We start from the raw sequence: 13,508 nt of genomic DNA on the forward strand, positions 1-13,508 counted from the left end.
GGCGCGAGATTCTACAGAAGAAAAGCGAGGAAGGCTTTCATAAAAACGCCGCCATCCTGATGGATGGCGGCGCGTGAGTCGGTGACGTGCGCCGGGCGTTACAGCACCTCGTCGAGCAGCTCCTGGAAGGCGGCCCAGGACTTCTCGTCGGCCCGTTGCTGGTAGCGGTCACTGCCGAAGACGGTGAAGGCGTGGGGCGCGCCGGAGTAGATCTCGATCTCGTAGGTAACGCCGGCGGCCTCGAGCTCCTTGCCGAGGGTGGCAACGTCATCCAGGGTGATCGACTGGTCCGCGCCGCCGTGGGCGACCAGGATCGGGGCGGTATCGGCGTCGTAGGATTGTCCCTCGGGCGTCGACAGGCCGCCGTGGAAGGTGGCGTAGCCGGCCACGTCCTCCGCCTCGCCGGAGCGGGCGAGCTCCAGCACCACGGCGCCACCGAAGCAGTAGCCCATGAGCACGGTGGGCTGTGCGGCGCCCTGCTCGCGGGCCTCGGCCAGGCCGGCCAGGGTCAGGCGGCGCATGCGTTCACGGTCCTCATAGAGGCGTGCGGTCTCGGCTTTCTTGGCGTCCGTCTCGACCGGCCGGTTGCCCTGGCCGTAGAGGTCGACGGCAAAGGCGTCATAGCCCTGCGCGGCGAGCATGTCGGCGCGCTGACGCTCGTAGTCGTCGAGGCCGTCCCAGTCGTGGATGACCAGCACGGACCCGCGAGCTTCACCCTCGGCGGTGGCGAGATACCCCGCGAAGGCCTCGTCGCCCACCTCATAGGTGAGGTCCTGGCCGGCGGGCTCGAAGGCCAAGGCGCTACCGGCGGCGAGGCCCAGAGTCGCGGCCAGGGTCAGGGTGGCATGCAGCGGATGGATCATGGTGTGTCTCCAGGGTTGGTGGACGCCAGTCAGTATAGGCCTCGTCTCACTGAGCGTTGGCGAAGCGGGCTTGTGTTCTGCGGCGAAGGGTTCCAGATTGTCAGGGTGTGTTACCCGAGCAACCTGAGCGAGACGAACAATCATGAAAAAACGCGTACTGGCGATGGCAATCGCCGCGTCCACGGTGGCCCTTTCGGGCGTGGCCCAGGCCGAGGTCAAGATCGGTTTCCTGGGTGGCTTTACCGGCGGGATCGAGAGTCTGACGCCACCGATCTTCGATGGTGCTCAACTGGCGGTGAACCAGATCAACGAGCACGGCGGCCTGCTGGGCGGGCAGATGATCGAGATGCCCACCGGTGACACGACCTGCTCCGATGCCTCGGCGGCCTCCAACGCGGCCGACCGCATGGTCAACACCGAGCAGGTCACGGCCATTGTCGGCGCCCTGTGTACCGGCGCTACCATCGCGGCAGCCAACAACGCTGCCATTCCCGGTGGGGTGGTGATGGTCTCGCCGGCCTCCACGGCGCCGGCGGTCAGCGAGCTGGATGACAACGACCTGGTGTTCCGCACCGTGCCCTCTGACGCCTTCCAGGGTGAGATGCTGGCCAAGCTGCTGATCGAGAAGGGCATCGACGAGGTGGCGGTCACCTACGTCAACAACGACTACGGTCAGGGCCTGTCGGACGCCTTCGCCGAGACCTTCGAGGCCGAGGGTGGCACGATTGCCGCGAACCTGGCTCACGAGGATAACCGTGCCGACTACCGTTCCGAGCTCGGCACCCTCTCCTCCACCGGCGTGCCGACCCTCGTCGTGCTGGCCTATGCCGACACCTCCGGTCAGACGGTACTGCGCCAGGCCTATGAGAGCGGCATGTTCACCCAGTACGTGGGAGCCGACGGCATGGTCGGCAACAGCCTGGTGGATGCCGTGGGCGCCGATGTGCTTGAGGGCATGATCGCCACTCGGCCGGGCAGCCCCGACTTGCCCGGCACCGAGATGTTCCAGGAGCAGGCTCGCGAGGCTGGCGTCGACCCGGAGGCGGTCTTCGCCGCTCAGGCCTACGACGCCGCCTTCCTGCTGGCGCTGGCCATCGAGCAGAACGGCAACGCCGAGCGTGAAGGCCTCTCCGAGGCGCTGCGCAGCGTCGCCACGGCCCCCGGTGAGGTGATCCTGCCCGGTGAGTGGGAGAAGGCGGTGGAGCTGATCGCTGCCGGTACCGAGATCGACTATCAGGGCGCCTCCGGCACCCACGAGTTCAACGAGAATGGCGACGTGCCGGGCATCGTGGTCGAGATGACCGTCGAGGACGGCGAGTTCGTTCAGGTCGGCGAGCTCGAGGCCGACGAGAGCTAAGGCACCAGTGCCGAAATCACGAGGCCCCGGCGGGCAACCGCCGGGGCCTCGTTCGTTACAGGGTCTCGTTCGTGTGACGCAGAGACCCCTGGCCGTGATGTTTCTCAGCCGTGGTGACGGACCTTCTCCGGCAGCAGCCCCTTGGGCGCATAGCGCAGCACCAGGGTGATCAGCAGGCCGATCACGAACACGCGTGCCTGCAGGGCTCGGCTGTCCATGTTGGTGGGTGCTTCCCAGCCGAAGGCGCCCTCGCCGAAGGTGACGACCAGTTCCATCAGGAACAGGGCCAGTGGCCCAGACATGATCCAGATGATGTACACCGCCACCGCACCAAAGATGGTGCCGAGATTGTTGCCGGGCCCGCCGAGGATGACCATCACCAGCACCAGGAAGGTGTGGTTGAGCGGCAGGTACCCCTGGGGGTCGAACATGCTGTTGAAGCTGGCCAGGGCCGCCCCGCCGATGCCCATCAGGATGCAGCCCAGCACGAAGATCTCCAGACGGCGCTTGTTGATGTCCTTGCCCATGGCGGCAGCGGAGATCTCGTTGTCGCGGATGGCGCGGATCATCCGCCCCCAGGGCGCGTGGTAGGCGCGGCTCAGCAGGAAGAAGATGACCGCGATCATCACCGCGGTGACCGAGAAGTAGAGGGCACGAGCCAGGGTGAAGCCGACCTCGGCCGGCCCCGGTACCGGCCAGGGCAGCGGCGAGACGGTGGCGGTGCCGCGGGTCAGCCAGTCGGAGTTCTTGAAGAAGGCCTTGATGATCTCGGCGATGCCCAGGGTGGCGATGGCCAGATAGTCGCTGCGCAGCCCCAGGCAGACGCGGCCAATGAAGTAGCCGACGCCTCCGGCCAGCGCCCCACCGACAATCCAGCCGACGCCGACCGGCAGGCCCAGGCCGCCGATGAAGCCGGCGCGGGACTCGATCTGATCGGTCACGCCGCGGAAGGCATTGACCACCACCAGGTAGAGCACCACCCCGAGGACGATGGCGATGACGGTGCGCAGCTTTTTCGGCACGCCGAGCCGGTCGAGCCGGGTGGCGCCGACCACCACCAGCACGGCGGCGACCATATAGAACAATGCCAGGCCCAGCTCACCGGGCAGCTCGCTCTCCCAGAAGTCTGGATTGACCGGAAAGCTGAAGAGCATGGCACAGAAGCCGCCCAGGGCCACGAAGCCCATCACCCCGGCGTTGAACTGGCCGGCATAGCCCCACTGGATGGTCAGGCCCAGCGCCAGGATGGCGTAGCAGGCGGCCTCCACCAGCATGCGGGTGCTGTAGGCCGGCCCCATGGCGGCATAGACGCCCAGTACGGCGACCAGCACGGCAGCGAAGAGAATGACTTCGCGCAGCGGGAAGCGGCGCGGCGTGGCGACGGTATCGGCGCGTTTGGTATCCATCAGATCACCTTGCCCTTGAAGATGCCGGTGGGACGCCACACCAGAATGACGACCAGGATGAAGAAGGGCACCACGATCTTGTACTCGGTGCCGACGAAGGCCAGGTTGCCGGATTGGGTCAGCCACTCCGGCAGGCTGTCGCGGAAGGGCCGCAGCATCACACTCCAGTTGAACACCGCCAAGGTCTCGGCGAAGCCGACCACGAAGCCGCCGGCGACGGCGCCATAGGGGTGGCCCACGCCGCCGACAATGGCGGCGGCAAAGATCGGCAGCAGCAGGAAGAAGCTGAGGTCGGGCTTGAAGGTCACGTCCAGCGACAGCAGGGTGCCGGCGATGGCGGCCAGCCCTCCGGCGATCACCCAGGTCACGGCGACGATGGTGTTGGTGTTGATGCCCGAGGCCTGGGCCAGGTCGGGGTTGTCGGACATGGCACGCATCGCCTTGCCCAGCCGTGAGCGGTTGAGGAAGAGATGCAGGCCGACCACCGCGAGCAGCGTGATCACGAAGAGATAGAGCTGCGGTTCGGTGATCACCACCGGCGCCCGCACGCCCTCGAAGGGCAGGGCGAGGCGGAAGATCTCCTTGCGATCATCGACGTAGAGGCTTTGACCGCTGGTGCCCGCAAACAGCCGGATCAGGCCCTGGAGCATCAGTGTCACCCCCAGCGAGCCGATGACCATCACGATCGGCTTGACGCCGTGGGCGCGCAGCGGCTTGTAGAACGCCTTGTCGATGCTCACCGCGAGCAGTGCGGTGAGCACCATGGCCAGCGGCAGCAGGACCAGCGCGGCGGGCACGCCGAAGGCGGCACCCGCCCCGGGGAAGGCCGTGGTCAGCAGCAGCACCATGAAGGCGCCGAAGGTCATCATGTCGCCATGGGCGAAGTGGGCGAAGCGCATGATGCTGAAGATCAGCGTCACGCCTACCGCGCCGATGGCATAGATCGAGCCGGACACGCTGCCGGCGATCACCACGTTGTTGATGAAGAAGACGAGTTCGTTCACGTAATGATTCTCCAGTACTGGCTCCGGGGACTAGCCACCGAGGAAGCTCTTGGCGACTTCCGGGTCGGCCAGCAGGGCGGCACCGGTATCGGTAAAACGGTTCTGGCCGGCGGCCAGCACGAAGCCCCGGTCGGCGATGGCCAGGGCTTGCTTGGCATTCTGCTCGACCATCAGGATGCCCACACCGGCCGAGTTGACCAGCTTCACCTGCTCGAAGATCTCGTTCATGTAGAGCGGCGAGAGGCCGGCAGTGGGCTCGTCGAGCAGCAGCAGGCTGGGCTCGGCCATCAAGGCGCGGCCCATGGCCACCATCTGACGCTGGCCGCCGGAGAGCTCGCCGGCGGGCTGGTGGCGCTTGTCATAGAGCGGCGGGAAGAAGTTGTAGATGCGGTCGAGCATGCGCTTGACGTTGCCTGGCTTTAGGAAGGCGCCCATCTCCAGGTTTTCCTTCACCGTGAGGCTCGGGAAGACGTTCTTCTCCTGGGGCACGAAGCCCATGCCCTTCTGCACCAGCTTGTTGGGCGGCAGGTTGTGGATCGGTTCGCCACGCAGCAGGATCTCGCCCTGGTTGACGTGGAGCAGGCCGAAGATGGCCTTGAGCATGGTGGACTTGCCGGCGCCGTTGGGGCCGACAATCACGCCGATCTCGTCGGCCTCGATGGCCATGTCCACCCCGTTGAGGATGTTCATGCCGCCGTAGCCACCATGCACGTCGCGTGCGTCGAGTAATGGCATTGTCAGACGTTCTCTGCGTTCGTTCTCGTTGTTGGAAAGCGCTGGAATGCGCTGGCCGGAGCCCGCCTTAAGGAGGCGGCTCTCCGGTCAGGACGCGGCGCCGAAGTAGGCCTCGATGACCTGGGGATTGTTCTGGATCTCCTCGATGCTGCCTTCGACCATCACGCTGCCCTGGGCCAGCACGATCACCGGGTCGCAGAGCCGCGCGATCATGTCCATGTCGTGCTCGATGACCAGGAAGGTGTAGCCCATCTCGCGGTTGAGCCGCTCGATATTGGTCACCAGGTCGCCAAGCAGGGTGCGGTTGACCCCGGCGGCGATCTCGTCGAGCAGCACAACCCGGGCGTCGGTCATCATGGTGCGACCGAGCTCCAGCAGTTTCTTCTGGCCGCCGGAGAGGTTGCCGGCCAGTTCGTTGCGCACATGGTGCAGGCCGATGAAGTCGATCACCTCCAGCGCACGGCGGCGTACCTCGGCTTCCTGATGGTTGACCCGCGAGGGCTTGAACCACGCATCGAACAGGCTCTCGCCCGCCTGATCCGGCGGCACCATCATCAGGTTTTCCAGCGCCGTCATGTGCGAGAACTCGTGGGCGATCTGGAAGGTGCGCAGGAGCCCCTTGTGGAACAGCTCGTTGGCGGGGCGGTTGGTGATCTCCTCGCCATCGAGCAGGATGCGACCGCTGTCCAGCGGCAGGGCCCCGGCGATGATGTTGAACAGCGTCGACTTGCCGGCGCCGTTGGGGCCGATCAGGCCGGTGATCGAGCCCTGCTCCACCTGGATCGAGCAGTCATTGATGACCTTGAGGCCACCGAAGGCCTTGTGGACGTGCTGGACGTCGATAATGGCTGCCATGTCGGATTCCGTCGGTTGTTGTTCTACAGTTCCTGGCTTTCATCGGCCAGGAAGGTGCGGCCGGCAGCGAAGGCGCCGACGATCACCCCGGCGCCAATCGCCGGGATCAGGTAGCCCTCCACCTGGGGAATGCTGCGCAGGAAGACGAAGGCGACCGCCGCTGGCGCCACGAAGCGCACCAGAAAACGCCAGATGTGGAACCAGCGCTCGTTGGTGCGCATCTCCTTCATGACTTCGCTGTGGGTCAGTGCCCAGCCGGCGAAGAGCGCAATCAGCAGGCCCCCCAGCGGCATGAAGATGTTGGTCAGCAGCTCGATGAAGTCGAAGGCGCTGCGGCCGAAGAGGGCGTGGAAGATCGTGCCTTCGGCCCAGAGGTTGAAGCTGAGCACGGTGAGCAGCCCCAGCGCCCAGCTGGCGATGACCATGATCGTCACGGCCTGGGGCCGGGTCATGTCGAAACGCTCGACCAGGAAGGCCGCCACCGGCTCGATCAGCGAGATCGAGGAGCTGATGGCCGCCCCCAGCACCAGGATGAAGAAGGCCCCGCCGACCAGTGCGCCACCGGGCATCTCGGCAAAGGCCAGCGGCAGGGTGACGAACATCAGGCCCGGGCCTTCAGCGGGGTCGAGCCCGGCGCCGAAGACCAGCGCAAAGATCGCTAGGCCGGCGACCATCGCCACTGCGGTGTCGACCACCGCGATGGCGAAGGCGGTGCGGGTCAGCGAGGCCGAGCCGGACATGTAGGCCCCGTAGGCCATGATCGCCCCCATGCCCAGGCTCAGGGTGAAGAACGACTGGCCCATGGCCTGCAACCAGCCCTCCAGGCTGAGGTCGGCGAGGTTGAAGGTGAACAGGAAGTCGGCGGCGGCGCCGAGGTCGCCGATAAGGGCGCCGTAGCCCAGCACCACCAGCAGGATGACGAACAGCGAGGGCATCAGCACGCGCAGTCCCGCCTCGATGCCCTTGTGGATACCCAGGCCGACGATCAGCGCCGAGGCGGCGATGAATAGCGTGTGATAGAGGGTCAGCAGCGCCGGTGAGGCGAGCAGCCTATCGAAGTGCTGGCTGACGTCGGCGGCGCTCACCTCCATCATCGATCCGGTAAACATCAGCCCGGTGTAGTGGATCGCCCAGCCGGCGATGACCGAGTAGAAACTCAGGATCAGGAAGGCCGAGGTGGCGCCTAGCCAACCGATCGACTCCCAGGCGCGCGAGGTGTTGTGGGTCCGGGTCAGAAAGCGCATGCCCATGATCGGGCTGCGGCGGCTGTTGCGGCCGAGCATGATCTCGGCGATCAGGATGGGAATGCCCACCGCGAAGATGGTCAGGGCGTAGACTAGGATGAAGGCCCCGCCGCCGTTTTCGCCGGTCAGGTAGGGGAAGCGCCACAGATTGCCGAGCCCGACGGCCGAGCCGACGGCCGCCAGCAGGAACGTGCCTTTGTGGGTCCAGACGTTGTGCGTGCTCATGGGGATCCAGGATTACCTTGATTGGCCTTGTGGGCCTGTGCCTCAACTTTGCGGCACAAGGCCCCTTCCTGGCTAGTCGATCTGCGTTTAGGGGCCGTTGGCGGTGGCGATGGTATCCGCGTGTGCAATCACGTTCTGTTGTCTTCCGGGTCGCTGGGCTCGGGCTCCAGGGCGCGGCAGGCATCCGGCAGGCGCACGGTATCGCCGAGGGCGAGCTTGCCGTGGGATTTCAGGCGCCGGCCGTTGTCGATGGCGATGATCGCCGCGACCTCGCCGATGCTGGTGCCGTCTACGTAGGCCTCCACCTTCACCCGGACGGTAGCGCCCGCGTAACGCGCCGAGAGGATGTCGCCGGGCCGCGGCTCGATGAGCTGCTCGGGGCGGTCGGCGAAGTGTTCCAGCACGCTGTCGCGGCCGGGGTCCTCCCACTCCACGTGCTTGTGCATGTCGGGTCTCCTCAGGTAGCGAAAAGCAGGTAGCGAAAAGTCAGCCTCCAGCATAGCCGCCGACGCCGGGAACGGCAGCCCACCTGGGGGGAAATAACAGAGCCCGCCGGATGGGCGGGCTCTGTCGATGGTGGGCCGTGTTACTTCTTGCCGGCGCGCTTGCGTTCGTTCTCGGTCAGGTGCTTCTTGCGCAGACGGATATGGTGCGGCGTGATCTCGACCAGTTCGTCGTCATCGAGGAACTCGATGGCCTGCTCGAGGCTGAACTTCACCGGCGGCGTGAGCACGATGTTCTCGTCGTTGCCCGAGGCGCGCATGTTGTCGAGTTTCTTGCCCTTGGTGGGGTTGACCACCATGTCGTTGGCGCGATTGTTGATACCCACCAGCATGCCTTCGTAGACCTCGGTGCCGTGATCGATGATCAGCTTGCCGCGCTCCTGAAGGGCATAGAGGGCGTAGGCCAGCGCCTTGCCGGAGACCATCGAGACCAGCACGCCGTTGCGGCGCTCGATCGAGGCGTCGGGCTTGAGCGGGCCGTAGTGGTCGAAGCGGCTGGTCAGGATGCCGGTGCCCGAGGTCAGCGTCAGGAACTGGCCGCGGAAGCCGATCAGCCCGCGGGCGGGGATCATGAAGTCCAGGCGCACGCGGCCCTTGCCGTCCGGGTTCATGTTGATCAGCTCGCCCTTGCGATAGCCGAGCTCTTCCATGATGGCGCCCTGGTGCTGCTCCTCGCAGTCGATGATCACTTCCTCGTAGGGCTCCTGCTTCTCCCCGTCGATCTCGCGGATGATCACCTCGGGACGCCCCACGGCAAGCTCGAAGCCCTCTCGGCGCATGCTCTCGATCAGCACCGAGAGGTGCAGCTCGCCGCGGCCGGAGACCTTGAACTTTTCCGGGGTTTCGCCCTGCTCGACGCGCAGCGCCACGTTATGGATCAGCTCCTGCTCGAGGCGATCCTTGATGTTGCGGCTGGTGACGAACTTGCCATCCTTGCCGGCGAAGGGCGAATCGTTGACCTGGAAGCTCATCGAGACGGTGGGCTCGTCCACGGTGAGCGCCGGCAGCGCCTCGACGGCGGACGGGTCGCACAGGGTGTCGGAGATCGCCAGGTTATCGATGCCGGTGACGCAGACGATGTCGCCGGCCGTGGCCTCGTCGGTCTGCACGCGTTCCAGGCCCAGGTGGGTCATCACCTGGCCGATCTTGCCTTTGCGGGCGTTGCCTTCCTTGGTGATGATGCTGACCTGCTGGTTGGGCTTCACCGAGCCGCGGGTGATGCGGCCCAGGCCGATGACGCCGACATAGCTGTTGTAGTCCAGTGCGGAGATCTGCATCTGGAAGGGGCCGTTGAGCTCGACCTTGGGCGGCTCGACGATGTCGACGATGGACTGGAACATGGGCGTCATGTCCTCGGCCAACTCGTCGGGATCCGGCCCGGCGATACCGTTGAGCGCCGAGCAGTAGATGATCGGGAAGTCGAGCTGGTCGTCGCTGGCGCCGAGGTTGTCGAAGAGGTCGAAGATCTGGTCGATGACCCAGTCCGGGCGGGCACCGGGACGGTCGATCTTGTTGACGACCAGAATGGGCTTGAGGCCCTGATCGAAGGCCTTCTGGGTGACGAAGCGGGTCTGCGGCATGGGGCCGTCGACCGCGTCCACCAGCAGCAGCACGGAGTCGACCATGGACATGACGCGCTCGACCTCGCCGCCGAAGTCGGCGTGTCCGGGCGTGTCGACGATGTTGATGTGATAGGTCTTGTCGTCGGGAGCCTGCCAGCTGATCGCCGTGTTCTTGGCCAGGATGGTGATGCCGCGCTCCTTCTCCTGGTCATTGGAGTCCATGATGCGCTCCTGCCCCTCGGCCTTGCGGTCGAGCGTGCCGGACTGGCTGAGCAGTTTGTCGACCAGGGTGGTCTTGCCATGGTCGACGTGAGCGATGATGGCGATGTTGCGAAGATTCTCGATCACGACGGGATCCTGCTGACAAAATTGGGGGCGCATTATAGGGGCAGGGCGATGACGGCTACCAGCATTGTCGCCGTGAATCTTGTGCTGCCACGGGATATCAGTGGCTTGGAGGTCTCCGCTGGGCCCTCAAAAAGGCCGATTGCTCAGGCCACCACGGCGGCGATCCTTGCCTGGCAGGCACGCAAGCGCGCGATCAGGTCGGGCAGGGCGTCGGCGTCGAGGGCCGGGTCACAGCCACCGATCAGCTCGAACCAGGCCCGTGAAACGCAAAGCGTCTCTGCAGGTATCTCGTGGCGCAGGCGTTGCCAGAACTGTTTCAGCCGGCCGGGGGGCGAGGAGGTCAATACCACGGCGTCCCGGCGATGCTGTTCGATGTCCTTGAGTGCCGTTGCGAGCCAGGCGGCGGGGATGGCATATCTTGCCGCCGGGAACAGCAGTGCCTGTCCCTGGCTGTGCGCCATGGCCATGTTGAGGCGGTCTCCCAGCGGGGTTCCTTCGGTGGTCACGAGGCGCGCATCATATTCGCTCGCCAGGCGACGTAGGCGGGGGGTTTCGGTGTCGTTGGCCAGCATCACCTCCAGGTGCAGGTCGCGCCGCTGGCGGAGCGGCCGGAGAGCTGCCAGGTAACGGGGCAGGCCGGCACCCGCGGAACGGGCATCGAGGAGGATGGTGCAGACGATCATGCTGGCGCCGGCTCCCGTGGTGGGTAATGCGCGGATCGAGCGGATATGGCGTCACCGTCAGAACCCGCACTCTTCCCAGTCGGCGCTGCCATGTAAAAGAGTGTAGTGATTATTTGTGAAATGTATCAATCCGCCGGCGGACTGATATTGCCGAGCGCTAACCATGACCTTCCAGCGATGTCGGGCATGAGCCGCGCCATCAGCGGGCAAAGTGCGGATCGGACGTTTCAAGATGGTGCATAAGGGGTCTTTATTGAACTTATTTGGTGCACTGACGGCTGTGGCAGCTCGGATTTTCGCGTTAGCCTGCCGATGCTGGTGCAAGGTGTATTGGAGGGTTGGTATTAAAACTCTTTTGAATCAAAAAGATATTTATGCAGTGCCGTAGAACGGTGCAAGATTGGCACGCTAGCTGCATTCTTCTGGTCAGTGCCATGTTCGCGCATGGCAGTCGTGGGCAGCACTGCCGCGGCATGCTACAACACGTGCTGGAATCGTCAGCGCCTTTGCATTACCTCAGCCAACCTTAGAGCCTAGCTCACAGTGGAGGACATCATGTCTGCCAAGACTCTCGCCCTGATCGAAGACCATGACATCAAGTGGGTTGACCTGCGCTTTACCGACACTCGCGGTAAGGAGCAGCACGTCACCATTCCGGCGCGCGACGTTGACGAGGAGTTTTTCGAGAACGGTCAGATGTTCGATGGTTCCTCTATCTCTGGCTGGAAGGGCATCAACGAGTCGGACATGATCCTGCGCCCGGAGGACGGCACTGCTTTCCTCGACCCCTTCACCGAGGATGCGACCCTGGTGCTGCGCTGTGACATCATCGAGCCGGCCACCATGCAGGGCTACGAGCGTGATCCGCGCTCCATCGCCAAGCGTGCCGAGGCCTACCTGCAGTCCAGCGGCCTGGGCGACACCGCCTTCTTCGGCCCCGAGCCCGAGTTCTTCATCTTCGACGAGGTGCACTGGAAGGCCGATATCGAAGGGGCCATGTACAAGATCACTTCCGAGGAGGGTGCCTGGTCCACCGATCGTCAGGTCGAGGGTGGCAACCTGGGCCACCGCCCGCGGGTCAAGGGTGGCTATTTCCCGGTTCCCCCGGTGGACAGCTTCCACGATATCCGCGGCGCCATGTGCAACACCCTGGAAGCTATCGGTCAGTCCGTCGAGGTGCACCACCATGAGGTGTCCAACGCCGGTCAGAACGAGATCGGTGTGAAGTTCAACACCCTGGTCAAGAAGGCTGATGAGCTTCAGGAGATGAAGTATGTGGTCCACAACGTGGCCCACGCCTACGGCAAGACGGCCACCTTCATGCCCAAGCCGCTGGTCGGCGACAATGGCAGCGGCATGCACGTCCACCAGTCCTTCTGGAAAGACGGCGTCAACCAGTTCGCCGGTGACGAGTACGCTGGCCTCTCCGAGATGGCGCTCTATTACATCGGCGGCATCATCAAGCACGCCCGTGCCCTGAACGCCTTCACCAACGCCTCGACCAACTCCTACAAGCGCCTGGTGCCGGGCTTCGAGGCCCCGGTGATGCTGGCCTACAGCGCCCGCAACCGCTCCGCCTCGCTGCGCATCCCCTATACGGCGAGCCCCAAGGGCAAGCGTGTCGAGACCCGTTTCCCGGATCCGACCGCCAACCCTTACCTGGCCTTCGCGGCGATGCTGATGGCCGGCATCGACGGCATCAAGAACAAGATCCATCCCGGCGATGCCATGGACAAGAACCTCTACGACCTGCCGCCGGAAGAGGGCAAGGCCGTGCCGACCGTGGCGCATAGCCTCGATCAGGCCCTGGAAGCACTCGATGCCGATCGCAGCTTCCTGACTGAAGGTGGCGTGTTCACCGACGAGATGATCGATGCCTATATCGAGCTGCTCAGCGAGGACGTCGAGCGTCTGCGCATGACCACGCACCCGATCGAGTTCGACATGTACTACAGCTGCTGATGGCGGGCGGCCGACCGTAAGGACCGATCGGTCCGGCGCGGCTCGCCGCCACGCGCGTTGAGCGAAGAAGGGGTTCTGCGATGGCGGAACCCCTTTCTTTCATACACTATCCAACAAGGTGATGATGCAATCTCTCATGGCCGTTGCCGTCAGGCGGCGGCGACGACGCAGGGGGTAGGCATGAACAAGGCACTCGTGATTCTGGCGCTGGGGCTGTCGGTAAGCCTGACAGTCGGCGCCCAGAACATCTATCGCACCACCGATGCGCAGGGCAACGTGGTGTTCACCGATAACCCCGAGCGCGGGGAGAAGGTCGACCTCAAGCCGCTGACCGTGGTGCCGGGGCGGAGCGATGAGCGTGCCGGGGCGCCGGCCATGATCGACGGTGGCGGCAACGGCAATGGCGGTACAGCCTCTGCCAATCCGGGGCAGCCCTTCATGCCTTACGACAGCTTTGGCATTCTCTCGCCGCGTCAGGAAGAGACACTACCCACCGGGGCCGCCGGTAACGTCCAGGTGACCCTGGGCATTCAGCCGGATCTGCGCGAGGATCATCGGGTACGACTCCTGGTGGATGGCCAGGTCAGCCAGACGGCCATGCACACCGATACCTTCATGCTCAACAACCTGGTTCGCGGCGAGCATGTGCTGCAAGCCGAACTGCTGGATGCCAGCGGTGCTGTGCGCCACCGCACCTCGCCGGTGACCCTGTACGTGCAGCGGGCCAGCGTCAACCTGCCCCAGAACCCCAACAATTAGCT

At 64.7% G+C, this 13,508-nt stretch carries 12 protein-coding genes; 3 read left to right on the plus strand and 9 right to left on the minus strand.

The window, feature by feature from the left end:
• Positions 1-98: 98 nt before the first annotated feature.
• The gene (locus tag FHR95_RS08300; RefSeq protein ID WP_040183265.1) at positions 99-863 is read right to left on the minus strand and encodes a dienelactone hydrolase family protein; all 765 of its coding nucleotides are present in this window, start codon (positions 861-863) and stop codon (positions 99-101) included.
• A 139-nt stretch (positions 864-1,002) separates the two neighbouring features.
• On the opposite strand from FHR95_RS08300, the gene FHR95_RS08305 reads away from it, so the two are divergent.
• Positions 1,003-2,220, plus strand: coding sequence for an ABC transporter substrate-binding protein (locus tag FHR95_RS08305; RefSeq protein ID WP_040183264.1), 1,218 nt, complete (start codon positions 1,003-1,005; stop codon positions 2,218-2,220).
• Positions 2,221-2,324: 104 nt separating this feature from the next.
• On the opposite strand, the gene FHR95_RS08310 is transcribed toward FHR95_RS08305, so the two are convergent.
• The 8 genes from FHR95_RS08310 to FHR95_RS08345 form a co-directional block, all read right to left on the minus strand.
• Complete coding sequence (locus FHR95_RS08310) at positions 2,325-3,626, minus strand: branched-chain amino acid ABC transporter permease (RefSeq protein WP_040183263.1); 1,302 nt, start codon at positions 3,624-3,626, stop codon at positions 2,325-2,327.
• Positions 3,626-4,630 carry an ABC transporter permease subunit gene (locus tag FHR95_RS08315; protein ID WP_183314052.1) on the minus strand — a complete coding sequence of 335 codons (1,005 nt, stop codon included), beginning with the start codon at positions 4,628-4,630 and terminating at the stop codon, positions 3,626-3,628. The genes FHR95_RS08310 and FHR95_RS08315 overlap by 1 nt, the downstream gene beginning before the upstream one ends.
• 30 nt (positions 4,631-4,660) lie before the next feature.
• Positions 4,661-5,365 carry an ABC transporter ATP-binding protein gene (locus tag FHR95_RS08320; RefSeq protein ID WP_040183260.1) on the minus strand — a complete coding sequence of 235 codons (705 nt, stop codon included), beginning with the start codon at positions 5,363-5,365 and terminating at the stop codon, positions 4,661-4,663.
• A gap of 87 nt (positions 5,366-5,452) precedes the next feature.
• On the minus strand, positions 5,453-6,220 hold the full coding sequence (locus tag FHR95_RS08325; RefSeq protein WP_183314053.1) for an ABC transporter ATP-binding protein: 768 nt from the start codon (positions 6,218-6,220) through the stop codon (positions 5,453-5,455).
• 23 nt (positions 6,221-6,243) lie between these two features.
• Positions 6,244-7,689: a sodium-dependent transporter gene (locus tag FHR95_RS08330; RefSeq protein WP_183314054.1), complete on the minus strand. Its 1,446-nt coding sequence runs from the start codon at positions 7,687-7,689 to the stop codon at positions 6,244-6,246.
• A 128-nt stretch (positions 7,690-7,817) separates the two neighbouring features.
• Entirely contained in the window at positions 7,818-8,135 is a 318-nt protein-coding gene (locus FHR95_RS08335) for a hypothetical protein (RefSeq protein WP_183314055.1), read from the minus strand.
• Between the two features lie 140 nt (positions 8,136-8,275).
• Positions 8,276-10,102: a translational GTPase TypA gene (gene typA, locus FHR95_RS08340; protein ID WP_183314056.1), complete on the minus strand. Its 1,827-nt coding sequence runs from the start codon at positions 10,100-10,102 to the stop codon at positions 8,276-8,278.
• A gap of 143 nt (positions 10,103-10,245) precedes the next feature.
• Entirely contained in the window at positions 10,246-10,785 is a 540-nt protein-coding gene (locus FHR95_RS08345) for a glycosyltransferase (protein WP_183314057.1), read from the minus strand.
• A 555-nt stretch (positions 10,786-11,340) separates the two neighbouring features.
• On the opposite strand from FHR95_RS08345, the gene glnA reads away from it, so the two are divergent.
• Both glnA and FHR95_RS08355 read left to right on the plus strand, forming a co-directional pair.
• A complete protein-coding gene (gene glnA, locus FHR95_RS08350) occupies positions 11,341-12,747 on the plus strand; it encodes a glutamate--ammonia ligase (protein WP_183314058.1) in 1,407 nt (468 codons plus the stop codon).
• 180 nt (positions 12,748-12,927) lie between these two features.
• Positions 12,928-13,506, plus strand: coding sequence for a DUF4124 domain-containing protein (locus FHR95_RS08355; protein WP_183314059.1), 579 nt, complete (start codon positions 12,928-12,930; stop codon positions 13,504-13,506).
• Positions 13,507-13,508 lie beyond the last annotated feature (2 nt).

The organism is Halomonas fontilapidosi (assembly GCF_014192285.1).
Taxonomy (GTDB): Bacteria; Pseudomonadota; Gammaproteobacteria; order Pseudomonadales; family Halomonadaceae; genus Halomonas; species Halomonas fontilapidosi.